Source organism: Streptomyces sp. NPDC051315, from assembly GCF_044455165.1.
Taxonomy (GTDB): Bacteria; Actinomycetota; Actinomycetes; order Streptomycetales; family Streptomycetaceae; genus Streptomyces.
In genome coordinates, this window is sequence record NZ_JBITEN010000017.1 from 53,940 (window position 1) to 77,286 (window position 23,347).

Annotated in this window: 22 protein-coding genes and 5 pseudogenes; 11 read left to right on the plus strand and 16 right to left on the minus strand. The window is 69.5% G+C overall.

The features are described 5' to 3' along the window. Window positions 1-47: 47 nt before the first annotated feature. On the minus strand, window positions 48-1,241 hold the full coding sequence (locus tag ACIBBD_RS28750; protein ID WP_399422476.1) for a prolyl oligopeptidase family serine peptidase: 1,194 nt from the start codon (window positions 1,239-1,241) through the stop codon (window positions 48-50). A gap of 719 nt (window positions 1,242-1,960) precedes the next feature. Here ACIBBD_RS28750 and ACIBBD_RS28755 point away from each other — a divergent pair. After that, the gene (locus ACIBBD_RS28755) at window positions 1,961-4,273 is read left to right on the plus strand and encodes a family 43 glycosylhydrolase (protein WP_399422587.1); all 2,313 of its coding nucleotides are present in this window, start codon (window positions 1,961-1,963) and stop codon (window positions 4,271-4,273) included. A 532-nt stretch (window positions 4,274-4,805) separates the two neighbouring features. Here the strand turns inward: ACIBBD_RS28755 and ACIBBD_RS28760 are convergent. Beyond that, window positions 4,806-5,660, minus strand: a complete 855-nt coding sequence (locus ACIBBD_RS28760; protein WP_399422588.1) for a PaaX family transcriptional regulator C-terminal domain-containing protein — start codon at window positions 5,658-5,660, stop codon at window positions 4,806-4,808. A gap of 79 nt (window positions 5,661-5,739) precedes the next feature. Continuing rightward, a complete protein-coding gene (locus ACIBBD_RS28765) occupies window positions 5,740-7,131 on the minus strand; it encodes an alpha/beta hydrolase family protein (RefSeq protein ID WP_399422477.1) in 1,392 nt (463 codons plus the stop codon). Window positions 7,132-7,565: 434 nt separating this feature from the next. Between ACIBBD_RS28765 and ACIBBD_RS28770 the strand changes: the two genes are divergently transcribed. From ACIBBD_RS28770 to ACIBBD_RS28785, 4 genes are read left to right on the plus strand one after another with little or no spacing between them, the layout of a single operon-like run. Beyond that, window positions 7,566-8,543 carry an ABC transporter substrate-binding protein gene (locus ACIBBD_RS28770; protein WP_399422478.1) on the plus strand — a complete coding sequence of 326 codons (978 nt, stop codon included), beginning with the start codon at window positions 7,566-7,568 and terminating at the stop codon, window positions 8,541-8,543. Then, on the plus strand, window positions 8,540-9,391 hold the full coding sequence (locus tag ACIBBD_RS28775; protein WP_399422479.1) for an ABC transporter permease: 852 nt from the start codon (window positions 8,540-8,542) through the stop codon (window positions 9,389-9,391). Before ACIBBD_RS28770 ends, ACIBBD_RS28775 begins: the two co-directional genes overlap by 4 nt. Next, a complete protein-coding gene (locus ACIBBD_RS28780; protein WP_399422480.1) occupies window positions 9,388-10,173 on the plus strand; it encodes an ABC transporter permease in 786 nt (261 codons plus the stop codon). The genes ACIBBD_RS28775 and ACIBBD_RS28780 overlap by 4 nt, the downstream gene beginning before the upstream one ends. A gap of 37 nt (window positions 10,174-10,210) precedes the next feature. Beyond that, window positions 10,211-11,062 (plus strand): ABC transporter ATP-binding protein, encoded by an 852-nt coding sequence (locus ACIBBD_RS28785; protein WP_399422481.1) that lies wholly within the window; start codon window positions 10,211-10,213, stop codon window positions 11,060-11,062. Here the strand turns inward: ACIBBD_RS28785 and ACIBBD_RS28790 are convergent. The 4 genes and pseudogenes from ACIBBD_RS28790 to ACIBBD_RS28805 form a co-directional block, all read right to left on the minus strand. After that, complete coding sequence (locus ACIBBD_RS28790) at window positions 11,041-11,214, minus strand: helix-turn-helix domain-containing protein (protein ID WP_399422589.1); 174 nt, start codon at window positions 11,212-11,214, stop codon at window positions 11,041-11,043. The genes ACIBBD_RS28785 and ACIBBD_RS28790 overlap by 22 nt on opposite strands. Before the next feature lie 225 nt (window positions 11,215-11,439). Beyond that, window positions 11,440-11,736 carry an SDR family oxidoreductase gene (locus ACIBBD_RS28795; protein ID WP_399422482.1) on the minus strand — a complete coding sequence of 99 codons (297 nt, stop codon included), beginning with the start codon at window positions 11,734-11,736 and terminating at the stop codon, window positions 11,440-11,442. Between the two features lie 102 nt (window positions 11,737-11,838). Beyond that, on the minus strand, window positions 11,839-12,069 hold the full coding sequence (locus ACIBBD_RS28800; RefSeq protein ID WP_399422483.1) for a hypothetical protein: 231 nt from the start codon (window positions 12,067-12,069) through the stop codon (window positions 11,839-11,841). A gap of 101 nt (window positions 12,070-12,170) precedes the next feature. Continuing rightward, window positions 12,171-12,446 (minus strand): annotated as a pseudogene (locus tag ACIBBD_RS28805) (replication-relaxation family protein); the annotation flags it as partial. Between the two features lie 72 nt (window positions 12,447-12,518). Here ACIBBD_RS28805 and ACIBBD_RS28810 point away from each other — a divergent pair. Beyond that, window positions 12,519-13,343, plus strand: a pseudogene (locus tag ACIBBD_RS28810) (transposase); the annotation flags it as partial. Between the two features lie 124 nt (window positions 13,344-13,467). Here the strand turns inward: ACIBBD_RS28810 and ACIBBD_RS28815 are convergent. From ACIBBD_RS28815 to ACIBBD_RS28855, 9 genes and pseudogenes are all read right to left on the minus strand, one after another. Further along, window positions 13,468-14,391, minus strand: a complete 924-nt coding sequence (locus ACIBBD_RS28815; RefSeq protein ID WP_399422484.1) for an NADP-dependent oxidoreductase — start codon at window positions 14,389-14,391, stop codon at window positions 13,468-13,470. A gap of 105 nt (window positions 14,392-14,496) precedes the next feature. Next, on the minus strand, window positions 14,497-14,892 hold the full coding sequence (locus ACIBBD_RS28820) for a MerR family transcriptional regulator (protein WP_399422485.1): 396 nt from the start codon (window positions 14,890-14,892) through the stop codon (window positions 14,497-14,499). A 402-nt stretch (window positions 14,893-15,294) separates the two neighbouring features. Further along, window positions 15,295-15,952: pseudogene (locus ACIBBD_RS28825) on the minus strand (IS5 family transposase); the annotation flags it as partial. Between the two features lie 596 nt (window positions 15,953-16,548). Further along, complete coding sequence (locus ACIBBD_RS28830) at window positions 16,549-17,124, minus strand: hypothetical protein (protein ID WP_399422486.1); 576 nt, start codon at window positions 17,122-17,124, stop codon at window positions 16,549-16,551. Beyond that, on the minus strand, window positions 17,121-18,518 hold the full coding sequence (locus tag ACIBBD_RS28835) for a hypothetical protein (protein WP_399422488.1): 1,398 nt from the start codon (window positions 18,516-18,518) through the stop codon (window positions 17,121-17,123). Before ACIBBD_RS28835 ends, ACIBBD_RS28830 begins: the two co-directional genes overlap by 4 nt. Continuing rightward, window positions 18,515-19,348, minus strand: coding sequence for an ABC transporter ATP-binding protein (locus ACIBBD_RS28840; protein ID WP_399422489.1), 834 nt, complete (start codon window positions 19,346-19,348; stop codon window positions 18,515-18,517). The genes ACIBBD_RS28835 and ACIBBD_RS28840 overlap by 4 nt, the downstream gene beginning before the upstream one ends. After that, window positions 19,345-20,163 carry a zf-HC2 domain-containing protein gene (locus ACIBBD_RS28845; RefSeq protein ID WP_399422490.1) on the minus strand — a complete coding sequence of 273 codons (819 nt, stop codon included), beginning with the start codon at window positions 20,161-20,163 and terminating at the stop codon, window positions 19,345-19,347. Before ACIBBD_RS28845 ends, ACIBBD_RS28840 begins: the two co-directional genes overlap by 4 nt. Continuing rightward, window positions 20,160-20,690, minus strand: a complete 531-nt coding sequence (locus ACIBBD_RS28850; RefSeq protein ID WP_399422491.1) for an RNA polymerase sigma factor — start codon at window positions 20,688-20,690, stop codon at window positions 20,160-20,162. The genes ACIBBD_RS28845 and ACIBBD_RS28850 overlap by 4 nt, the downstream gene beginning before the upstream one ends. Then, window positions 20,650-21,027, minus strand: coding sequence for a hypothetical protein (locus ACIBBD_RS28855; protein ID WP_399422590.1), 378 nt, complete (start codon window positions 21,025-21,027; stop codon window positions 20,650-20,652). The genes ACIBBD_RS28850 and ACIBBD_RS28855 overlap by 41 nt, the downstream gene beginning before the upstream one ends. Before the next feature lie 45 nt (window positions 21,028-21,072). Between ACIBBD_RS28855 and ACIBBD_RS28860 the strand changes: the two are divergent. The 5 genes and pseudogenes from ACIBBD_RS28860 to ACIBBD_RS28880 form a co-directional block, all read left to right on the plus strand. Further along, window positions 21,073-21,382, plus strand: a pseudogene (locus tag ACIBBD_RS28860) (RacP protein); the annotation flags it as partial. Continuing rightward, on the plus strand, window positions 21,306-21,719 hold the full coding sequence (locus ACIBBD_RS28865) for a Tn3 family transposase (RefSeq protein WP_399422492.1): 414 nt from the start codon (window positions 21,306-21,308) through the stop codon (window positions 21,717-21,719). The pseudogene ACIBBD_RS28860 and the gene ACIBBD_RS28865, both read left to right, overlap by 77 nt. A 13-nt stretch (window positions 21,720-21,732) precedes the next feature. Next, a pseudogene (locus ACIBBD_RS28870) lies at window positions 21,733-22,029 on the plus strand (Tn3 family transposase); the annotation flags it as partial. Further along, a complete protein-coding gene (locus ACIBBD_RS28875) occupies window positions 21,983-22,582 on the plus strand; it encodes a Tn3 family transposase (protein WP_399422493.1) in 600 nt (199 codons plus the stop codon). The pseudogene ACIBBD_RS28870 and the gene ACIBBD_RS28875, both read left to right, overlap by 47 nt. A gap of 149 nt (window positions 22,583-22,731) precedes the next feature. Then, on the plus strand, window positions 22,732-23,241 hold the full coding sequence (locus ACIBBD_RS28880; RefSeq protein WP_399422494.1) for a hypothetical protein: 510 nt from the start codon (window positions 22,732-22,734) through the stop codon (window positions 23,239-23,241). Window positions 23,242-23,347: the final 106 nt, after the last annotated feature.

Below are 23,347 nucleotides of genomic sequence, written 5' to 3' on the forward strand. Positions count from 1 at the left end.
CCGGCTGGTGTCGTGTGCCCGGTGTCACCCCGGCCGTCGTCCATCCATCACTTCCCGATGTGCTTGTTGAGGAAGCCGACCATCTTCGTCATGTAGAGCACGGTGTTGAAACCGGCTGCACCGTGCCCTTCGCCCTCGATCACATAGCGGTTGCTGCTCACCCCGGCCTTGCGCAGGGCCGTGTGCAGGAGCAGGGTCTGGCTGGGTGACACGATGTTGTCGGCGCTGCCGTGCGCCAGCATGAAGGCGGGATCCTCACCGTCAATGTAATTGATCGGATTGGCGGCCTTGGCGGCGGCAGGGTCGGCGGCGATGGTCTTACCGCTGTTCTTGCCGTTGACGAACTGTGCCTCGGTGATCGTGGCGGTCTGGTGCTCCTTCTCGGCCGCCTCGTCGAAGTCGGCGCCGACCTTGGTCAGGTCGGACAGGCCGTACTCGTCGACGACGGCTTGCACGTCACTGCTCTGGTCGAGGTTGGCACCCTTGTCGAACTTCTTCACCCCGTTGGTGGTGCCGACCATCGCCGCGAGCCAGCCGCCGGCGGACTGACCCCACACGGCTACGTTCGCGGCGTCGTAGCCGTACTCGTTCGCGTGTGCGCGCAGGAACCGGATCGCGGACTTGGCGTCGACGACCGCGTCGGAATAGATGCCGTCCTCCAGGCCGCGGTAGACGATGCTCGCCACCGCGTACCCCTGCTGCGCGAGGTACGTCTGCACGCCGGTCGCGCCGCCGCCCTTCATGGGGGTGTGGAAGCCGCCGCCGGGAATGTACACGACCAGCGGCTTGTCGCCGCTGCCCTGCGGGATCAGCAGGTCGAGCTTGAGCTGCTGCTTGTCGCCGTAGCGGGTGGTGACCGTAGAGAACGTGACGTCCTTCTTCGTCGTCACCTTGACCGACGACGTCTCACACGTGACCAGCCGCTGCCCCTTGGTGTCGAGCACCGTACTCGTGCTGTCGTCGATGGGCTTGACCGTCTTGCCGAAACCTTTCATCGCCTGTGCCAGGCCGCCCGGGCCGACGCTGCTGCCGGGGGCCCCGGCACTCGGCTCCCCCTGCGAAGCAGCGGCGGGCGGCGCTGCGGGCGGCTGGCTGCTTCCCGTGTCCGTGCAGCTGTCGCCAGCCGACGACGACGCGGTGGCCTTGGATGCCGCGATGCCGGACGACGTGGACGAACACGCGCCTGTGAGAGTGATCGCCAATGCCGCGCACACCAGGGCCGGGACCCTTCCGAGCCTCATCTGTACTCCTTGAAATCGACTGCTGGGCCGGCAGTGTCGCAAGGATCACCGGTTGGACTCGTCCCTCATGCGCAGGCTCTCACCTACCGCATCAGCAGGCTGACGGCCGTGTCCTACTGCGGATGCGGTAGGACACCGTCTCAGCTGCGACCAGGGCCGTACGAACATCACCTACACCGCAAAGCGCTGACTGCGAGCCGCTGCTCCCGCACGCAGGTCGTCGATGGTCTGGTCGGTGCCGTCGTCGCGCCACTCGGTGAAGCAGTGCATCACCGCGCCGCGCGGCGGCAGCCGTGCGGAAGCAGTCCGCCGGGCGGCGCCGCCGTTGCCCTCACTTTCTCGCGCGGTTGCGGGCCGCTACCACGAAGTCGCCGGCGCTCGGAGCACCGCGCCGGTCTGTGCGGTGACGGCGAGAGTATTCACCGAAGGGACGAATCCTCCCCGGCGGCGGATGCCGACGACGGTGAAGACCTCTCGTGTTTGTCCGGCGGTCGGACGTACCAAGCGTCCGCGAGCGGCTGCGAGTCGCCGAGCCGGAAAGAAATGGTTCGACCTGTCGGACGCTGTTCGAAAACTATTGACGCTGACTCATGCCCCAATTCACACTCACGCAACGCGATGTCATACGGGCGGAACGTCAGGGCCTCGGCCGAGGTCTCCAGCCCCCTCCTCAGGCATGTCTTCTTCTCTTCATCAGGGGATGTGAACCCATGCACAGCGTGAGACCTCAGGGCCGCCGAAGTTTCCGGCCCGCCGCTCTGGCCGCCGCGGCCGCCGCCTCGCTCCTGGTGGGCGTCGTCGGCCCGGCGGCCCCCGCCCAGGCGGCGGAGATCACCGACGGCCTGGCCCTCTGGTACAAACTCGACGCCACCTCGGGCACCGTGGCGGCGGACGCCTCCGGCAACGGCCGGAACGGAACCGTCAACGGCACCGCGGGCTGGTCGGGTGCCGAAGGGCTCACCTTCAACGGCTCCGACACCTACATCAAGGTGCCGGACAACATCATGAGCGGCATGAACTCGATCACCGTCTCGATGGACGTGCAGATCGACGCCGCCCAGGCCACGCCGTACTTCCTCTACGGCTTCGGCAACACCGCCAATGGCGTCGGCAACGGGTACCTGTTCACCACCGGCAACTCGTCCCGGACCGCCATCGCCTCCGGGAACTTCTCCACCGAACAGAACACCCAGAGCTCCGCCCCGCTACCGCGCTCGGTCTGGAAGCACGTCACCTACACCCAGACCGGCACCACGGGCGTCCTCTACCAGGACGGCGTGGAGGTGGCCCGCAACACGTCGGTCACCCTCACCCCCGGCTCCATCGGGTCCGGCATCACCACGGCCAACTCCATAGGCAAGTCGCTCTACAGCGGTGACAAGCTCTTCAAGGGCAAGATGCGCGACTTCCGGGTCTACAACCGCGCGCTGGCACCCGGCGAGGTCCTCGAACTCAGCGGGAACACCACGGGCATCGCCACGGCCACCCACCCCTCGCTGAAGATCGCCGCCATCGTCGACGACGCGGGCAGCAGGATCACGCTGCCGATGAAGGAGGGCACAGACCTCACCGCGCTCGCCCCGCGGTTCACCCTCGCCCAGGGCGCGTCCATCAGCCCGGCCTCCGGCACCCCGCGCGACTTCACCAAGCCCGTGACGTACGAGGTGACCGGCTCCGACGGTGCGAAACGCACCTGGACGGTCTCGGCGCTCATCATGAAGAGCCCGGTCCTGCCCGGGCTCAACGCCGACCCGAACATCGTGCGGTTCGGCGACACCTACTACATCTACCCGACCACCGACGGCTTCGCGGGCTGGAGCGGCACGCAGTTCAAGGCCTACTCCTCCAAGGACCTGGTCCACTGGACGGACCACGGCGTCATCCTCGACCTCGGTCCCGACATCAGCTGGGCCGACAGCCGCGCCTGGGCCCCGACGATGACCGCGAAGAACGGGAAGTACTACTTCTACTACTCCGCCGACACGAACATCGGCGTAGCGGTCTCCGACTCCCCCACCGGCCCGTTCAAGGACCCTCTGGGCAAGCCGCTGATCACCCGCGGCGCCTACACCGGCCAGATGATCGACCCGGCGGTCTTCACCGACGACGACGGGCAGTCGTACCTCTACTGGGGCAACGGCCGGGCCTACGTCGTCCCGCTGAACGACGACATGGTCTCCTTCGACTCCTCGAAGGTCACCGACATCACCCCGAGCGGCTACAACGAGGGCACCTTCGTCATCAAGCGCAACGGCACCTACTACCTCATGTGGTCGGAGAACGACACCCGGGACGAGAACTACCGCGTCGCCTACGCCACCGGCTCCTCCCCCACCGGCCCGTGGACCAAGCGCGGCGTGATCCTGGAGAAGGACCTCTCCCTCGGCATCAAGGGCCCCGGTCACCACTCGGTCGTCCAGGTGCCGGGCACCGACGACTGGTACATCGCCTACCACCGGTTCGCCATCCCCGGCGGCGACGGCACCCACCGCGAAACCACCATCGACAAGCTGGAGTTCGACTCGGCGGGCCTGATCAAGAAGGTCGTCCCCACCCTGAGCAGCATCGACCCGGTCTCCGGCGGCACCGCCCTGCCCACGAACACCACCCGCTCGCTCCAGTCGGTCAACTTCCCCGGCCGCTACGCCGTCGTACGGTCGGACAGCCTGGGCTACCTCGACCCGGTGACGTCCTCCAGCACCACGGCGGTCAAGCAGAGCGCCACCTTCACCGTCGTCCCCGGCCTGGCCGACGGCAGCTGTTACTCGTTCCGTGACTCGTCCGGTCGCTACCTGCGCCACCTGGACTTCCGGATCCGCTTCGACGCGAGCAACGGCACGACACTCTTCAACAAGGACGCCACCTACTGCGCCCGGCCGGGTTCGGCCCCCGGCTCGGTCGGCCTGGAGTCGTACAACTACCTCGGCCGCTACCTCCGCCACTTCAACTACGAGCTGCGCGTCGACCCCTTCCAGGACAACGCCACGTTCCGCGCCGACAGTTCCTTCAAGGCGGTCAGCCCCTGGGCCTGACCGCATTCCCTCGCCCGCCAGGTGACCCGTACGGATCTGCCGCGCGGGTCACCTGTCTTCCGTCACCCCGGCCCGCGCCGGAACATGCTGCGCGGCCATCTCCTCGGACGCCATCTCGTGGAACGCCACCTCACAGAGCGCCCCGAGACCCTCGCGGTGTGAACGATGCCCGCTATCCGACGGCCCAGTCGCCGGAGTACCCGAGAACCGGGAGAGGCAAGGCGAAGGCCGCGCACCATCAGCCCGTCGCGGTGCGCGGCCGTGCCTGTCGCAGGTCGAGGTCGGTCGACGAGCACGCCGGTCCGAAGGAGGCCCATGGATAAGCCACCCGTGTTCACACCGGAGAAGATCGCCCGCTTCCGGGCCGAGTTGGCGGTCCGACGGGCGCCCGGTGCGTACGAGCCGGGGCGCTGGTCGTGAGCCCGCTCAACCGGCGTGCGGACGTGGTGGGTTCACTGCCTGCGACGGTCCGACTCGGGACGCCACCCTGCGCCGCGGGCCCGGTACACGGAGCCCAACGACAGGGAACCGCTCAGGAGGTCTGCAGCGGCGTTGTCTCCAGCAGTTCGGCGGCCACCCGGCGGGCAGGCTCCCTCGTCTGTTCCGCGATGCGCCGGAAGGTCTCCTCCGCCGATCGGGCGGGCCAGTCGGGCGGCAGGTGCCGGGCGGGCAGCCGGGGATCCGTGCGGATGGTGTCCAGCCACTCGGCGACCAGGCGCAGGTGGGTGGCCAGCGGATCGCCGTACTGATTGCCGACGTGGGTGATCCATCGGTTCTCGAAGGCGGTGTGGCGTGCGGCGATGGTCTGAAGGTCCCAGGTGTCGCGGATCATCACGTCGATGTCGGTTGCCGCGTAGGCGCGCGCGTGGAAGATCTTGACGTGGTCTGCGATGCCCAGCTCGGCGACTATCTCGGAGACGTCGACATCACCCGGCGCGATCCACAGCCCGCTGTAGAGGGAACCGAAGCCGGACCAGGTGAGATGTGAGCGCAGGTCGTGGCGCTGACGCTGCCAGGCTTCGGGCAGCGAGAAACCGAACAGGGTCCAGGTGCCGTCCCAGTCGTCGTTGACCGCGCTGGTGTGCCAGATACGTTTCCGGCCGTTGTGAAGGATTTGCGCCGCGTGCGGGGTCAGGCCGAAGTACATGCGCCGTCCTTGCCGCCGGCGCTGCAGCAGGCCGCGGCCCACCATCCGGGTGAGGGTGGAGCGGACGGCCTGCTCCCCGACTCCCACCCTTCCGAGGACGTCGATGATGCTGCCCGAGTACACGCACAGCGGGCCCTCTTCCAGGACGTGGTTGCCGAAGAAGGCGAGCAGCAGCGACTGGGGGCGCAGCTGCGGGCCGGCCGGGGAGTCCGGGGCGGCATCGGGGTACCTGTCGTCCACGTTGAGGGAGTTCACCGGGGAGAGGGTCACCTTGGCAAGGGTATGGCCGCCCGCCGTGGGCACGGCGGGCGGCGTGGCGTCAGGGGCGGTACCGGTCGGTGGGGTGGGCCAGGTCGTAGGGGCGCGGGTACTGTGCCGGCTGGTAGCTCACGTAACGCGCCGGTTCGGAGGGATCGACCTCCGTGGCACGGGCGTTGAGGGAGGCTGGATCGGTGCCCTGCCAGTGGCCGGTGGTGATACGGGTCTCCAGGGTGTGCAGGGCGGCGACCCCTTCGACACTGCTGAACGTGCAGTGCCCCGCGTTCTTGACGAAGGCCTGACGCAGCAGGGGGGCGGCGCCTGCCGCGGTGACCGCACGGTTGTAGGCGCTCGCCGACTGTACCGGGATGAGGCCGTCGCCCGTGGTGTGCACGGTCAGTTGCGGCTTGGCCAGCCGGCCGGTGAAGGAGCTGGTGAGGGCCATCTTGTCGACGGCCTGGGTGTCGGCGGCGATCCGGGGAGCGCTGTTCAGTGTGGTGAGGTCCTTGGTCAGGGACAGACCGGCCTTGGCATAAAGCTCGCTGACCTCCTTGTAGAGGGGGGAGTTTTGAAGCATCGCGGCGTAGTCGACGCCGGTGTTCCAGGACATGTTGCCCCCGACCCGGCTTTCGGCTTCCTGACGCCAGGAGAAGGCAGGCATCTGCACCAGGCCCATGACCGTCTGGAACTGGTTGGCCTGCTGGGCGTCCCAGTCAGTCGGTTCCGGCTGGGTCTGGGAGGTGTCGTTCCAGCCGGGGATGTTGTGCAGGGCGGCGGCCAGCGCGATACGGGCCCGGCCCGAGGCCGTGTTCTGCGCCTCGCCGACGGCCCCGGCCAGAGTGCCGGACGCCTCGGCGGCGGCCGCCTGGCTCCCCAGACCGGTCAGGGGGATGTCCGCATCCGGGGCAAGCAGTGTCTTCAACGCGAAGACCGGGTCGAGGGTGCTGTTCCAGTTGGCCACGCCGCCTTGGAGCAGGCCGCACATGGACAGTGATCCGCTGATGCGGTCCGGGTGGCGCTCGGCGATCATCGAGGTCACGAGCCCGCCGTAGGAGGCGCCCCAGGCGATGGTCCGCCGGGCTGTGCCGAAGCGCGAGGTGAAGGCGTCGAGCGTGGCGAGCTGGTCCGGGACCGCCTCGCTCACCGCCCACCCGTTGCTCGCGTAAGAGGAGCCGATGAGCGCGTAACCCTCCTTCAGCAGAATGGACTTGGTGGCGTCGTCGGGGGCGTTCCGCGCGGGATTGGGCAGGCCCGCCGGGGTGTAGCCGTGGCTGAACAGCAGGACCGTGCCGTTCCAGGATTCCGGCTTGTCCATCACGTAGCTCGCGCCGGACGGCAACGTGCCTTCGACGTGGGTGTCGGTCTCGGCCGCCTGGGCGGACGGGGCGAGGGGTGCGGCGAGCAGTAGTGCCGCCAGGGCGACGACCGTACGTCTGCGGATGCGGGGCTTCACGATGCGGACTCCTTTGTCTCGGTGAAGGTGGCGGGAACAGCACTGCGCGTGGGCGACAGGGGAGTCCCGTCTCCTCCGGGGGAGGGGCGCAGCCGGAGACCGGGAAGCCGGGGCAAGCCTTCGCGATCCCTCTGTGCTGGGGCATGACATCGCGAAGTTAGGCGTGTAGATTGCGGCCGTCAAGAAGCTGCACAACATACACAGCTTCGGCCCCGACGTGATCCGCCTGACTCCCTGCGGAGTCACAGCGGGAGGCCCAGCCACAGCCCACAACCCACGCCGGCGGAAGCCAGGCGCCCTTCGCGGAACTTCCGCGACTCTCCCATTGACGACTTGTTCAGAAACGCCATAACGTTCGCGCAACTCGCTCAACTCGGCGCATAAATGCGCAAATTAATCATTTTCTCATTCACGCTTCCGTCAGGAGGAGCCCTATGCGACGGCGCATTCTCGGGCTTGCGATAGCAGTGGTCACGGTCGCCGGTGCGGCCGGATGCGGGTCCTCGTCCGATGGGACGAGTGGTTCGTCGTCCTCGGGCGACGGCAAAACCACCCAGGTCAAGGTCGGCATCATCCCGATCGTCGATGTCGCGCCGCTCTATCTGGGCCAGACGAAGGGCTTCTTCAGCAGGCGCGGCATCCATCTGGAGATGGTGAGCGCCCAGGGCGGCGCAGCGATCATCCCCGGTGTGGTGAGCGGACAGTTCCAGTTCGGGTTCAGCAACACGACGTCGCTGATGATCGCCCAGACCAAGGGAGTTCCGGTCACGTCGGTGGTCAACGGAGCGGCCACCAACGGCAAGGTCGGCGCCGACGTCACCGGCGTCGCCGTCAAGAAGGACAGCCCGGTCAAGTCCGCCAAGGATCTCGCCGGCAAGACGGTCGCGGTGAACACCCTGCAGAACATCGGTGACACCACCGTGCGCGAGGCGGTCCGCAAGGACGGCGGCGACCCCTCGAAGGTCAAGTTCGTGGAGATGGCCTTCGACCAGATGCCGGCCGCCCTCGACGGCGGCCAGGTGGACGCGGCCTGGATGGGCGAGCCCGCGCTGACGATCGCCAAGTCCCAGGGGGCCCGGGTCGTGGCGTCGCCGTTCGCCGAGACCGACCCCAAGCTCACGGTGGCGACCTACTTCGCCTCCACCCAGCTGACGAAGGAAAAACCCGACCTGGTGAACAAGTTCGCCGAGGCGATGACCGAGTCACTCACCTACGCCTCCGCACACCCGGACGAGGCACGCCAGATCCTCACCACGTACACCAAGATCGACGGCGCGGTGCTGAAGAACCTGACACTGCCCTCCTGGCCCGCGCAGTACGACATGGCCTCCTTGGAGAAGCTGGCCGCGCTCGGCGAGAAGGACGGTCTCTTCAGCGACAAGAAGCCCGACCTGAACGCCCTGTTCTCATGACATCGGCCATCACGTCCGTGAAGACGAGGCCCGCCGGGACCGGTACCGGTTCCGGCGGGGCCCCCGCCCGGCGCGGCCCGGGCACCACCGTCGCACTGCGCGGGCTCGCCGGCCTGGCAGGTCTGGTGGCGGTCCTGGAGGTGCTCCCCCGCACCGGCGCGGTCTCGGCCGACTACCTTCCGCCCGCGTCGGAGACCGGCCGCGCGCTGTGGCACCTGCTCGCCGAGAGCGCGTTCTGGACGGCGCTCGGTGACACCCTGACCGGGTGGGGCCTGGGCCTGGCCATCGCGGTCGTGGGTGGTGTGGTCGCCGGCGTGGTGATCGGCTCCGTTCCGGTCCTGCGCGCGGTGACCGCCTCCACCATCGAGTTCCTGCGCCCCATCCCGTCGGTGGCCCTGATCCCGGTGGCGGTGCTGCTCTACGGCACCGACCTGGAGTCGAAGCTGCTGCTGGTGGTGTACGCCTCCTTCTGGCAGGTGCTCGTCCAGGTGCTGGCAGGCACACAGGACGTCGACCCGGTCGCCGAGGACACCGCCCGCAGCTATCACATGGGCAGTTGGGGGCGGGTGCGGTACGTCGTATGGCCCACCGCGCTGCCGTACGTGATGACCGGCGTGCGGCTGGCCGCGACGGTGGCACTGGTCCTGGCGATCACCGCCGAGCTCGTCATCGGCGCGCCCGGCCTGGGCAACCAGCTCGCGGTCGCGCAGACCTCCGGCGCCGTACCGCGGGTCTACGCCCTGGTCCTGGTCACCGGACTCCTCGGGGTCGCGGTCAACCTGGTGGCGCGGGCGGTCGAGCGGCGGGCACTGCACTGGCACCAATCGATGCGCAGGGAGGGACAGTGACGAACGTCCTCATACTGGCCAGGCGGACCGGGCTGGTCCTGGGCCTGCCCACGGTCCTGTTCGCCGTGTGGTGGTTCGCCACCGCGGACAGCACCGACTTCTACGTCCCCCCGCTGTCCACCATCCTGGGCAGGTTCGGGGAAGTGTGGACGGGCGAACGGCTGCTGTCAGACGTCGTACCCAGCCTGGCCCGGCTGGTCGCCGGCTATCTCCTCGCCGTCGTCGTCGGGGTGGGGCTCGGCCTGGTGGTCGGCATGAGCCGCCTCGTGCGGGATGTCCTGGAGCCCGTCCTGGAACTCTTCCGGGCCATCCCGCCCCCGGTGCTCGTGCCCGTCATCATGCTGTTCGCCGGCATCGGCGACACCATGAAGGTGATCGTCATCGTCAGCGGCTGTATGTGGCCGATCCTGCTCAACACCGTCGAAGGCGTCCGCGCCGTCGACGAGGTGCTCAGCGACACCTGCCGCTCCTACGGCATCACCGGCGTCGCGCGCCTGCGGCACCTGGTGCTGCGCTCGGCCAGCCCGCAGATCGTCACCGGCATGCGCCAGGCCCTGTCCATCGCGATCATCCTCATGGTCATCAGCGAGATGTTCGCCGCCAGCAACGGCCTCGGCTTCACCATCGTGCAGTTCCAGCGCTCCTTCGCCATCCCCGAGATGTGGAGCGGCGTCCTGCTGCTCGGCCTGCTCGGATTCGCCCTGTCGCTGCTCTTCCGCTTCGCCGAGAACCGGGTCCTGGCCTGGTACCACGGCCTGCGCCGCGCGCAGCGCAACCCCTGACGCCGCGCCCGGCGCAACCCCCGACAAGGAGACGTCGATGCTCGACGTACGCAACCTGCAGAAGATCTACACCGGCCGGCACCGCAACGTCGAAGCCCTGCGGAACCTGACTTTCCACATCGGTGCCGGTGAACTCGTGTGCCTGGTCGGCCCGTCGGGATGCGGCAAGACCACACTGCTGAAATGCATGGCGGGACTGCTGACCCCTAGCGGCGGCGAGGTAACCCTGGACGGCCACCCGGTCACCGGGCCCCCGCCCGGCATGGCCGTGGTCTTCCAGGAGTACGGCCGCTCCCTGTTCGCCTGGATGAACGTACGCGACAACGTCGCCCTGCCCTTGCGCCGCAAGAAGCTCGGCAAGGCCCGCGAGAAGGAGCTGGTGGACCACGCCCTGGAGGTCGTCGGCCTCGCCGACGCCCACCAGGCCTACCCCTGGCAGCTCTCCGGCGGAATGCAGCAGCGCGTCGCCATCGCCCGCGCCGTCGCCTTCGAACCGAAGGTGCTGCTCATGGACGAGCCCTTCGCCGCCGTCGACGCGCAGACCCGCGCCGAACTGGAGGACCTCATCCGGCGGTTGTGGCAGGAACTGGGCGTCACCGTCCTGTTCGTCACCCACGACATCGACGAAGCCGTCTACCTCGGCCAGCGCACCATCATCCTGTCCACCTCACCGACCGTGGTGCAGGAGGACCTGACCATCGACCTCCCCGACAAACGCGACCAGTTGCACACCCGCTCCAGCACGCGCTTCGCCGAACTGCGCGCCCACGTCTACGAACAGATCCAGCGCGCCAAACACCACAACGGCGACACGGCTTCGGGCGACGTGGCCCAGGATCTCGGCCTGGAATTGCAGGGAAGCGAGGCTCATGGCCGCCGCACCCCGTAGCCCACGGTACGCACCGTGTGGATCAGGTCGGGCGCGCCGGCGTCGGCGAGCTTGCGCCGCAGACAGCCGACGCAGCACGCCAGATTGTTGGTGTGCGGCCCGCAGTCGTAGCCCCATATCCGGCTGGAGACCGTCGAGGGTGCCAGCAGGATCCCCTCGTCGCACCATCAGCTCCAACAGATCGGACTCGGTCCTCGACAGCTGCAGTTCCTCGTCGGCCCACCAGGCTCGGCGAGCGTCCGGGGCGATGCACAGGGAGGCGGTCCCCAGCAGGCCGCCGGCCGGTATGTCCCCCCGGGCTTGCGGCGAAAGCGCGGCCTGGCACCGCAACGCAGGCAGGCGAGCGAGCAGATCGGGGAGGCGATTAGCGCGGCCCGTCAGTAGTGGATGGGTCCGCGCATTCCTCCGCTGGCGACGACCGGGTCGCCGTTGAGGGCGACGCCGCGGGGGCTGGCCAGGAAGGCCACGACGTCCGCGACCTCCTCGGCGGTCACCATGCGGCCGATCGAGACTGTCGACGCCGCCAGGCGCTCCGCCTCCTCGACGGAGATGCCCCGGGCTCGGGCCAGCGACTGAACGTGCTGTTCAAACGCCTCGGTGCGGGTCGGACCCGGGTGTACGACGACCACGTTCACCCCGTGAGGGCCGAGTTCGTCGGCGAGGTTCTTGCTCATGGCCGCCACCGCGATGTAGCGGACCACTTGCAGCCGCCACCGACAACGAGAGCGTGAAGACGACGGTGGGCCCGGCCTGGGTGGAGGCCGGGCCCACCGTGCTCACCGTGCCTTCGGCAGCGCGGCCAGAGAACAGCGGTCCTCGCCGCGGCCGTTGCCGACGACCCGCCACACCGGCCCATCGGCGCCGTGCCGGGTCAGCAGGGGCAGGGTCGTGGTCGCCACGGCGGGCCGGTAGTTCACGCTGCCAACGCGGCGGGCGCGGTCGTGGAAGGCGGCCTCCCTCGTTGCCGGGGCCGCGCGGCGCGGGGCGGGAGCGAAGACGAACAGCACCGGCGGGAAGGGCCGCTCCAGGGCCGGCCCGGCGTAGGTCTCCTGCCAGTGGCTGCGCGGGGCGCGGGCTGCGTTGCCGCGCCGGACGGCGGCGCGTTGCGCTAGGCGTCGTAGCGCTCCAGCTTGGCGACCAGACGGGCGTAGGACATGGTGCGGTCGATCTCCACGAACGCGCTGGAGCCGTCGGCCAGGAGCACCACGGCGTCGGGGACCAGGGAGCCGGCTGGGGTGGGGTGGGCGACTTCGAGTTGCCAGTCGGCGTGGTCGGCAGCCTCCGCCTGGTGGAAGGCGATGACGGTGTCGACCAGGGCGAGGCCGTGCTCCCGAAGGCCCGTCTTGCTGGAGGCGATGCGCTTCCCGGTGGTCCGGCCGACCGTCGGCGCGAGTTCGCCGGAGGCGGCGGCTTCGGCGAGGCCCGCCGGGGTGCAGTACCAGTAGCTCTGCTAGAGAGCGACGATACTGCAGGGTTAACCCAGCTCACAGACCTACTGACCGAACACGGAGACAGCGATGTCGCCCCGATCCCCATGGCGATCGAGACGTCACGCGGGCTCCTCGTCGCCTGCCTGCGTGCCACTGGGCGGCCGGTCTTCGCGATCAACCCGATGGCAGTTGCCCGCTACCGAGACCGCCACTCCATCGCCCGCGAGAAGTCGGACGCCGTCGACGCCGCGGTTCTGGCCAACATCCTGCGAACCGATATGGCCGCCCACCGACCGCTGCCTGCGGACTCCGAGCTCGTCCAAGCCATCGCCGTGCTCGCTCGGGCCCAACAAGACGCCGTCCGGGCCCGCGGCCAGGCCCACAACAAGCTTCGGTCCCAGCTCAGAGAGCTCTACCAGGCGATCCTCGACGCCTTTGCCCAGCACAAGAACGGATTGTGTTCGAGGGAAGCCCGCGCCATACTGGCCGCGGCACCCACTCCTGCCATGGCCGCGAAGCTGATGCGGCGACGCCTGCAGACACTGCTCAAGCAGGCCGGCCGGATCCGCCGCATTCAGGCCGACGTCGAACGGCTCCACGAGGTCTTCACACGCAACCGCCTCCACCAGCTCCCGCAGGTCGAAGCAGCTCTCGGACACCAGACCTCCGCTCTCCTCAGACAGCTCAACACCGCCTGCGGCAACGCCGAACAGCTCGATGAAGCCGTTACGCAGGCTTTCGACGAGCATCCTGATGCGACCGTCATCCGCAGCTTTCCAGGACTAGCCGCACTGACCGGTGCGCGAATCCTGGCGGAGATCGGCGACGACCGAGCCCGCTTTGCCGACGCCTGTCGGCGTACGCCTGAACGTGGTAACCCTGTACAGGTGAACGTGCTCAGTTGACGATGCGCTGACCACAGGCTCTCGGCAGTCCGCAAGGGATCGTCGACGGTGTTGGGCGGCCGGGCACCTCTCACGCCACCTTGATGACCACCTTGCCCGCAGTGTGGCCGTTCTCGACGGTTGCGAGGGCGGCCGGGGCGTCGGAGAGCGAGTGGACCGCGGTGATCACGGGTGCGAGGACTCCGTCGAGGGCCAGCCGGGCCGACCGCTCCAGGTTCTCCCGGTCGAGGCGACGCTCGACGAAACGCCCACCGAGATCGGGCACCGACATATCACCCACAGCGATGACCTGGCGTGGATCCCGGGCCAGCGGAGCGACCGTCCGCAGCGGGGTGCCTCCGACCAGGTCGACGATCCCGTCGAAGCCGTCCGGAACTAGCTCGCGTGCCGCGGCGACGACGTCCTCGGCGGTGTAGTCGATGAACCGCACCCCGATGGCCTCGGCGTGCTCGCGTTTGGCGGCACTCCCGGTGCCGATCACACGCAGCTCGCGCCCGACGGCCAGCCGGGCGACGGCGAGGCCGACCCCGCCCCCGACCCCGTTGACCAGGACCGTGGCATCGGCCGGGAGACCGAGCTGGTCGAGCACGTCCACCGCGGTCGTCCCGGCCACTGGAAGGGTTGCCGCCACGGTCGCGGACAGCCCTTCCGGGATGCGCGCGGTGTTCGGCGCGGACAGCACCGTCGTCTCGGCGTAGGTGCCGCCACCGGTGAGCGCGAGGCCGAAGACCGCGTCACCCACCTCGAGCTCGTCGATGTCCTCGCCCAGGGCGAGAACGGTTCCGGCTGCCTCCACGCCCAGCACGCGGGGAAACGGACGCCCGCCGTCGAGCCCGTCGACCAGACCCGAGCGCAGCATGTGGTCGAGGGGATTCACCCCGGCGACGTCCACCCGGATCAGCACCTCACCGCGGCCGGGTACGGGGTCGGGTCGTTGGAAGAACTCCTGCACCTCGGGCCCGCCATACCTGCCGAAACCCCATGCCTGCCCCATCTTCCGCCGCCTCTCGGTGACCGACCCGGTGATTCCGGGCGTTGTCGCCATCCTCACCTCTGACATTGATGTAAGGGGCAACCGGATGAGACGCAGATCACAGCATCAGGTCTGCTGTGCCACCGGTTCCGCGCCCGTGGACAGCTCCGCCCGGTGCCGACTGTTGGCTCTGATCAGCACGTCAAGTGCATTCCGGGTCTCGATCAGGTGGGCGATGTCGGCGTCGATCCGGTCGCGCTCGCGCATCATCGCCGTGTACGTCTTCTCGGCGACGCCCAGGTCACCCGGAATGTCCACGCATGGCAGCACCGTCGCGATCACCCGGCTGGACATACCCGCGTCGAACAGTTGTCGGATGAGCGACACGCGCTGGACCGCCGCAGCCTGATAGTGACGCTGCCCGGTATCGGAGCGTGAACTGGTCAGCAGGCCCTGCTCTTCGTAGTACCGCAATGAGCGCGGACTCACGCCCGTGCGCTTGGACAGCTCGCCGATCCGCATTCCTCAAAGCCTACGCTCGCGTGCTCCAGGTTCAGACCGCCGGCGAGCGATGGGCACCCACGGACACCGCCACGGCCGCGGGGTTGTCGTCCCGGTTCCACGACTGAGCAGGTTTGTCTGTACACGCCTGAGCACTTTTCTCAGTACGCCGACAACGCCGGATCCTTGAAGGCATACGCGGGAAGCGCTCCGGTCACAGAACCAGCGGCAAGAGCTGCAAGGTCATGAGCCGGAGGGTCACGAACCAGCGACTGGCCGCCGTCGGCTACGTCTGGGCCTTCGTCTCTCTCACCAAGTCACCAGGCGCCAGAGCCCACTACGACCGCAGACGCGCAGTCGGCGACCGCCACGTCGCGGCACAGCGGCACCTCTTCAATCGTTTCATGGGCATGCTGTTCCACTGCCTCCAGAACGGTCAAACCTACGACGAAGCGATCGCCTTCCCACCGCCTCCGGACATACCGCAGCGGCAGCTTGACGCTTATCCGCGTAGGATGTCTTGTCGGCAAGGACTACCTCCGGCCGGGGCCGAGGTCGTCCGACACGGCGGGGGACGCGCAGTCGTGGCATCACGTCAGAGAAGGCGGGTGGGTGGGTCGCCGGCCTGGCCTGCCGTGAGTACGACTGCCAGAGGTCGGCAGTTGCCGTCGGCGGCGAGATGGATCTTCGTGGTCAGCCCGCCTCGGGAGCGGCCGATGGTGTGGTCTTCGGGCTCGTTGGCCGGAGCCTCCTTTTGCGGGCTCCGGCGGCGTGCTGGTGTGCTCGAACGACCGTGGAGTCCACGGACACCGCCCAGTTCAAGTCCTCGTCGGCGTCTGCCTGGGTCAGCAGGGCGGTGAACACCCGTCCCAAGTCTCGTCGATCGCCCAGTTCCGCAGACGGCTGTAGGCATCCTTCCACGAGCCGAACTCCGCAGGCAGGTCTATCCACGGAGAGCCCGTCCGGTACTTCCAGGCGATGGCGTCGATCACCTGTCGGTGATCACGCCACTTCCACCTCGGCGAGGAGTCCGGTCCGGCAACAGGGGCTCGATCCTGGCCCACTGGACATCGGTCAACACGACCGATACAACGACGGGCTCCCCACAGAGTGTTTTACCCGGCGGCGGCTCTGTTCATGAGAACAGGTTCTGGCTCAAGTTCCGTGACCTGCGCACGCTGAGTCACGGTTCGTGGTCGTGTTGGGCTCCTGAAAGTCGCCCGAAAATGATCAGGGGTGACCTCGGGTGCCTGACAGTTCGGGACCGTGGAAGAAGTGGTCCTCCAGCTGGAGGAGTTGCTGTTCCCGTCGATCGCGGACGTGACGGTGGTGTCGGTGGACGTGAGCAACGAGACGATACGAGTCGAGGCCCGCAGCACAACGGCCGGTTCGGCGTGTTCGGGCTGCGGGAACTGGTCGATCCGGGTTCATAGCTCCTACCTGCGGTTTACTGCGGATGTTCCCGGCGCGGGGCGCCGTGCGGGATTTCGGGCGCACGATGCGTCCCCACCCGCCGAAGTGACCGAAGCGATGGGTGGTGGCCGGGGCGATCGGCCACCACCCACCGTTGCGTCACCATGGGACACGAAGCACCACAGGGGACGGCGCGCACGGTCACGGCCGGGTCCCGACCGGTGGCCCGGACCGGCTACCGCCGGACGTGTGGCCCCGGAGCGGCTACCGCCTCGGTCCTGAGAAGGCGTAGACCGTGGTGCCGGTGACCGCGAGGACCAGGGCCGTCCAGGTGCCCGCCGCCGTGTCGGGCGGCAGCAGCATCCAGGTCGCCACCTGCACCGGCGCACTCGTCGGGGGCGGGGCGAAGAACGAGAACGAGAGCCAGGCGAACGGCAGCGTCCACCCGAACTGCCCGCCGGCGAGCGCCGCGCCCAGAGCGGCCAGTCCCATCAGGCCCGCGCTGTCCCGGACGACGAACGCGGCGGTGGTCATGTCCTCGCCCATCGTCTGCACTGCCAGCGGCACCGCGGCGACGACCGCGCCGCCGAGCAGCACGTGGGCCGCTCTGCGGGGCACCCAGCGGATCGCGGCCGTCCGGTCCAGCGCGAGGTCCTGCCCTCCGAGCCCGATGGAGACCGCCATCGCCCCGGTAGCGAGAACGAGCGCGGCCGGCCGCGGATCCCCGGACCCCGCACCGCCGTCCCGGGCGAGCGCCCACATCGCCACCGCGCTGATCACCACCATGGCGAGCGACGCGGGCACTTGACGCGAGCGCGCGTACAGCGTCAGCCATCTCACCGGGACGCACCGCCGGACAGCGCATCGAACGGGTTGCCCTCGCAGGAGAGCGCGGCGGCGCGCATCGCGTTGATCCGCGAGAGCTGCTGGGCCCGCGGAAGCGCCTTGAGTTCCTTCCACACCGGGAGGGTCGCGGCGTCGACCTCGCGGCGCACACCTGCTGACTGTGTGCCCGGAAGCGGCCTGAGGTCCCCGAGGACCCAGCCCGCCGCGACGGTCTGCGCGAATTCGTCTCCCCCGAAGCCGCTCCAGCCGACGGGGGTGCACCCCGGCACCATGCCCTTGGCGATCAGGGCCCGGGTCAGCTCCTCGCCCTTCGCGGCGGCGATGACACCGTCGTCGAAGTCGAAGAGCACGGTCTCGCGGGACCACTGCGGCGTGGAGCCCTCCGGCAGTAGGGCGGTGTTCTCCCGGACCGAGACCGGCGCCCTGCCGCCCAGGGCGCCGCGCAGCAGGCGCAGTGCCTCCTTGCCGGGGCCCGCCAGGTCGGCGAGTCGCGCCTGGTGCGTCTTCGTCACGCACACCGGGCCGTCGCACACCAGCTCCGCGGCGGCCTCGTCGACGACGTACATCCGGCGCGGGTCTGAAGGGAGGACGAGCAGGGCGATCACCGCACCCGCCAGGACGGGCGTCAGGGCGAGAAGCCGGGCGCTCCAGGTCGCGGCGACCAGCAGCGCGAAGCCGGTCGCGGCCATGCCGAGCAGCCAGATCGTCTGCCCGACGTGCACGGAGGCGGAGAGCGTGACGAGCACATCGCGCACCTCCTGCACCGCCGGTGACAGCAGGGACACCCGGTTGGGCTCCGAGATGGGGATCCCCGTCGCCGTGGTCGTCTCCGTCCGGCCCAACGACATGTGCATGAGGGCTGTGAACACGAAGGCGCTCATGGCCAGCGCCGGAGGGGTGAGCGCGGACGGCAGGGCCCGCCCGGCCCCCATGCCCAGCACGGCACCCGCGACGAGGAAGAGCGCCCCCACCAGCGAGACGGGCAGCCACCCGAGGTGCGTGTACCCGGAGTTGGCGAACACCTGTGCCCCGCCCGCGAGGACGAGGAGCGCGAAGGCCGAGGCCAGCGCGATCGCCGTCGTGCCCGCGAGCGTGGCCGCGCGGTGCCAGGCGGGCCGCGGCGTGCTGGTGAGCAGCTCGTCCATCTTCGAGCGTTGGTCGCGCAGGCCCTGCATCGCCCCGAGCCCCACGGCCAGCGGCCACAGGTAGAAAAGCAGGGAGCGGGTCCACATCGCCAGGGGCGTCCACTGGGCCGTCCATGCCGTGGTGCCGCTCCACCACTTGGCGTCCACCAGGTACAGGAACGCCAGCGCGCTCGTCAGAACCGCGACGCCGGCCCACGGGGCGACGGAGCGTCTCAGCTCGATGCGCAGGATACGGACGTTCACCACGTGCCCCTTTCCCGCGCCGGACCCTGGAGCAGTGCCGAGTAGCCGCGCTCCAGCGGACTGTCGCCCACGTGCCCGGGGCCGCCCGCCGCGGCCAGCTCGTCGGGGGTCCCCTGGAAGACGAGCCGGCCCTCGGCGAAGAGCACCACGTCGCTGCAGGCGGCGGCGACGTCCTCCACCAGGTGGGTTGAGACCAGCACGCAGGTGTCCGTCCCCAACTCCTGAAGCAGCTCGCGAAATCGCAGCCGCTGTGCCGGGTCCAGGCCGACCGTCGGCTCGTCCAGCAGCAGGATCGACGGATCGTTGACGATGGCCTGGGCGATGCCGACCCGCCGCACCATGCCACCCGACAGGGCCTTCATCCGCTCGTCGGCGCGGTCCGCCAGACCGACCCGCTCCACGGCACGCTGGACCGCCCCGGGGATCTCGGCCTTGGGCACCTCCTTCAGCCACGCCATGTACTCCACGAACTCGCGCACCGTGAAGCGCTTGTAGTAGCCGAACTCCTGCGGCAGATAGCCGATTCGGCGGCGCAGCGCACGGTGCTCGCCCATGCCGACCACGGACTCGCCGAGCAGCTCCAGATTGCCCTCGGTGGGGCGCAGTACGGTGGCCAGCGTCCGGATGAGGGTGGTCTTGCCCGCCCCGTTGGGGCCGAGCAGACCGTGCACGCCGGTGCCCAGCGACAGGTCGAGTCCGTCGACCGCCATCCGTTTCCTGCCGACCCTGACCTTCAGTTCGGTGGCCTTGATCTGCCAGGCGTAGGCCGTCGGCGCGATGGCGGCCGCGCTCACCGCGGTCCTCATGTGATGCTCCTTTCCGATGGTCATTCATGGGCTCCCAGCACCGAGTACGCGCCCCTGCGGGCGATCAGGACACCGATGCCGAGCGTGAGGACCAGCCCCCACACGGGCAGGCCGCCCGTCTGCAGGGCGAAGGTCGTACGGCTGGTGGCCAGCGTCGGCGCCACGATGACGGCGGCCCACACGGCCACCAGCGCGACGGCGGCACGGGTCACGCCCATGACACCGCCGAGCGCCAGAGTCGTCGAGGTGAAGGCCAGACAGGGCAGCAGCCACTGCGCGGCCGTCACCCCCGTCACCCATCCGCCCACCAGCAGCGCGGGGACGGTCACGGCGAGCACGGACGCGGTCCGCCGCAGCACCAGGTACAGCCCCGCCCTCGGCACGGAGGCCGTCAGCTCGTACGCCGGGTCGAGGCCCCGTGACCAGGACGCCGCGACGCCGAGCACGGGCAGGACCGGGGCGAGCAGCAGCACCGGCGACACGTCACCCAAGCCGGTGCCGGCCAAGTCGAGCAGCAGCGCGATCAGCGTCACGCCCACGGCCATGGCCAGCCACGGCACCATCGTGGGCGTCAGCCACCTCGACAGCCACGCCGACCGGCGCCGTCGGCGCGGCACCGAGGTGGTGGCGGCCAGCCGGGGTTCGAGGCCGGACCACACCGTGCCGACCAGTTCCGCCACGGTCGGCACCTGCGCCGCGACGGCGGCCGACAGCCGGTCACGGCACGCCCGGCACGCCTCCAGATGGGCCTCCAGGGCCCACACTTCGTCGGCGGCGATGTCCGTATCGCCGCGCGCGTAACCGTCGATGATCCGCATCGACGGGTGCTCCACGCTCATGCCAGCGCCTTCCGCATCGCGATCCGGGCCCGGCGGGCACGGGTCTTGACCGTCCCCTCGGGCAGCCCGAGCAGGACCGCGGTCTCCCGGACGGACAGTCCGTCGAGCACCATGGCCTGCAGGACCTGTCTGAGCTCCGGCGCGAGGCGCTGCAGCGCGACCCCGACGTCACCGCCGACGGTCGCCGCGAGCGCCTCCTCCTCGGCGGCGGGCGCCACGGGCGGCGTGGCGGCCGCGGGTGGCGGCTCCGCGTGGTGGGCCCGGCGCCGGAACGCGTCGACGAGACGGCGTGCCGCGATCGTCCACAGCCAGCCGACGGCCGTACCTCCCACCGCGGTTCCGGCGAACGCCCCCGCCGCGCGCCACACCGCCAGGTACGTCTCCTGCATGACCTCGGCGACGATCTGCTCGTCCGCGCAGCGGCGGCGCAGCCGCACCGCCATCCACGGCGACGTACGCCGGTACAGCTCCTCGAACGCCGCCCGGTCACCCCTGGCCACCAGCCGGACGAGGCCCTCCTCGTCCATGTCCCCCGGTGCCTTCCTGGCTGATCTCACACCCGCTAGACGCCCGGCGCGTACGGCGGGTTTTCCCCTTGGTGTGATCCCCGTCATACGCGGCGGCTCCGAAAGTTGTGGTTCGACGGCGTCCCGCCGTCCCTACCGGTGTCACACGGGAGACAGCGTTGCCGCTGCGGCCGTGCCCAGCGAACCGTGTACGTGGACAGGCGGGTCGTTCTCCGCCGGGTGGGACAGTCAGGAAAAGCTGGTCGCGTTCGGCCGGGGGGAGCCGCAGCGTGCGGGCGATGGCCGAGGCCACCTGCGCGGAGGGATTGGTGGCTCGGTCCTGCTCCAGGCGCAGCACGTACTCGACGGAGGGGCCGGCGAGCTCGGCGAGTTCCTCGCGGCGCAGGCCAGCGACCGGAGTCCCGGCCAGGTCCGCTCGGTTCTGGCCGCGTTGAAGGACCAGGCCGCCGAGCGGGGCCGGCCCCCGCTGGCCTGGACCCGGGCAGCCGGCTACCAGCTCGGCGCCGACCGGCCGGTGCTGGGAGGCATACGAACAGGCGGTGGTCAGGGAGAAGCTGACCGAGTTCCGCCGGTTCATCAGCGGCACCGTCGCCCCGCACGCCGCCGCCCACCCGAATGACAAGTGGGTCAAGCACATCGTCGCCCAGCTCAACTCCATCGAAGCCACCCTCGACCTCATCGCCAGCTCCTGACCCGCGGCGGACCGGCCCAGCAGAGCGGTCCCGCCGCGCTCGAAGGCCGGCCGGAGAAGCACCCCGGCCGCGAGATCGTCGACGCCATCCGTTACGGGAGGCGTGCGGGACCTCCTACGACACCCGGGCCTGGACCCAGGGGTGGCACATCCGTGAGGAGACCCTGGCGAGGGCGAACGCCGCGGTCGTCAACTATCACCACCCACTGCCGCTGACCCAGGCGTTCGGCGCAGGCACGCTGTCTTCCTCGGACGGGCAGCGATTCCCGGTCAAGGGCAAGTCGACGACGACGCGGGCGATGAAGAAGCACTTCGCCGGTCAAGGCCTGTCGACGTAACACGAACGTCTCGGACCAGCACACGACGTTCGGCACGAAGGTCATCGTGGTCACCCGCCGGGAGGTGCACTACGTGCTGGACGAGATCATGGGCAACAAGACCGACCTGCCGATCACCGAGCACGCGACCGATACGCACGGCGTCACCCTGGTCAACTTCGCGCTGTTCGACGTCGTCGGGATGAAGCTGTTGCCGCGCATCCGGGGCCTGGGTCACCCTGTACCGGACGGACCCGCAGCGGGACGTGGGCAGCCTCTGGCCGGTGGCCGGGCCCCTGCTCCCCCAGAAGATCAACTTGGGGCTGATTGAGGGGAACTGGGATGATCTGCTCCGTCTGGCCGGGTCGATCAAGTTCGGGCACGCCGCCACCTCGCTGATCGTGGGCAAGCTGTCCGCCTCCTCCTGGCAGAACACCCTCGCCGCGGCTCTGAAGGAGTACGGGGCGCTACGACGTACCGTCTACGCCGCTCGCTATCTGGCGGACGAGACCTACCGCAGGAAGATCACCCGGCAGCTCAACAAGGGCGAGTCTCTGCACTCCCCGCGCCGCAGCCTGCTGTACGCGCACGAGGGCGCGATCCGCCACCGTCAGCTGGCCGCGCAGACCGAGCACGCGTGGTGCCTGACGCTGCTGACCAACTCGGTAGTGACCAGGACGACGGAGTACTACGGCCTGGCCATTGCCCAGATGCGGGCCGAGGGCCGCGCGCTCGACGACGAACTCCTCACGCACATTTCCCCTGCCCACAGCGAGAACGTGAACTTCTTCGGCACCATCAACGTCGAGATCGACACCGAACTCGCCAAGCTCGACCCGGCCGGCTACCGGCCGCTGCGGTCCCGTCGGCCTGCCCCACCGTAGGGGTGTCGGTGAGGCGCGGCGGCGGGCCGCACAGGCGGCCGGGCCCGGGAACTCCCTGCGGTTGCTGGACGTGTTGACAGGTGAACGGTGCGTGGTTACCTGCCGGGACAGCGGCGGGTGGTCGGTCTGTGGGTGCGAAGGGGTGGGGCATGTTGGTCGAGGCGTTGACGGCGTTGGCGGCGGCGGGTGGTGGCGCGGTGGTCCAGGCTGCCGGTACCGATGCGTGGAACGGGCTGCGGCGCCGTGTCGGGGAGATCTTCGGCCGCGGCGACGCCGCACGGGTACAGGCCGAGCTCTCACGCCTGGACCACACCGCACAGGTCCTGGTTCCGGGCGCTTCGGTGGACGTCGCAGCGGAACGGCTGCGGCAGGAAGGCGTGTGGGCCGGGCGGTTCGAGGCCCTGCTGGAGGGTCTCGACGGTCCCGGGCGGGAGCGCGCGGCCGAAGAACTGCGGGAACTGCTGGCGTTCGTCGCCGCTTCGGCCGGTGATGCGGCCGTCGCGACGGGCCGGGCGGTGGCCCGTGACGGCGGCAGTGCGGTCACCGGCATCAAGAACACCGCCGGCGGCCGCCCGGGCCCGACGCGGGCGGTGCACACCGGGGACGCCGATGCCACGGGGGCGGGCTCCAGCGCCGTCAGCGGCATCGTCAACGAATAACCCGCTCCGGCACCGCCGGATATCACCAAGAAACCCAGGGGGACGGCATGGTCAGATGGCCGTGGGGCAAAGACGGTCACGGTCGAGGGGCCGCGGCGCCGGCGCA

What these genes read in the sequence shown, in the direction of transcription:
- ACIBBD_RS28840 (WP_399422489.1), bottom strand. Translation starts at nt 19,348, where the DNA reads ATGACCATCGGAAAGGAGCATCACATGAGGACCGCGGTGAGCGCGGCC.
- ACIBBD_RS28770 (WP_399422478.1), top strand. Translation starts at nt 7,566, where the DNA reads ATGCGACGGCGCATTCTCGGGCTTGCGATAGCAGTGGTCACGGTCGCC.
- ACIBBD_RS28795 (WP_399422482.1), bottom strand. Translation starts at nt 11,736, where the DNA reads ATGAGCAAGAACCTCGCCGACGAACTCGGCCCTCACGGGGTGAACGTG.
- ACIBBD_RS28750 (WP_399422476.1), bottom strand. Translation starts at nt 1,241, where the DNA reads ATGAGGCTCGGAAGGGTCCCGGCCCTGGTGTGCGCGGCATTGGCGATC.
- ACIBBD_RS28785 (WP_399422481.1), top strand. Translation starts at nt 10,211, where the DNA reads ATGCTCGACGTACGCAACCTGCAGAAGATCTACACCGGCCGGCACCGC.
- ACIBBD_RS28845 (WP_399422490.1), bottom strand. Translation starts at nt 20,163, where the DNA reads ATGAGCGTGGAGCACCCGTCGATGCGGATCATCGACGGTTACGCGCGC.
- ACIBBD_RS28775 (WP_399422479.1), top strand. Translation starts at nt 8,540, where the DNA reads ATGACATCGGCCATCACGTCCGTGAAGACGAGGCCCGCCGGGACCGGT.
- ACIBBD_RS28880 (WP_399422494.1), top strand. Translation starts at nt 22,732, where the DNA reads ATGTTGGTCGAGGCGTTGACGGCGTTGGCGGCGGCGGGTGGTGGCGCG.
- ACIBBD_RS28820 (WP_399422485.1), bottom strand. Translation starts at nt 14,892, where the DNA reads ATGCGGATCGGCGAGCTGTCCAAGCGCACGGGCGTGAGTCCGCGCTCA.
- ACIBBD_RS28865 (WP_399422492.1), top strand. Translation starts at nt 21,306, where the DNA reads ATGACAAGTGGGTCAAGCACATCGTCGCCCAGCTCAACTCCATCGAAG.
- ACIBBD_RS28815 (WP_399422484.1), bottom strand. Translation starts at nt 14,391, where the DNA reads ATGGGGCAGGCATGGGGTTTCGGCAGGTATGGCGGGCCCGAGGTGCAG.
- ACIBBD_RS28850 (WP_399422491.1), bottom strand. Translation starts at nt 20,690, where the DNA reads ATGGACGAGGAGGGCCTCGTCCGGCTGGTGGCCAGGGGTGACCGGGCG.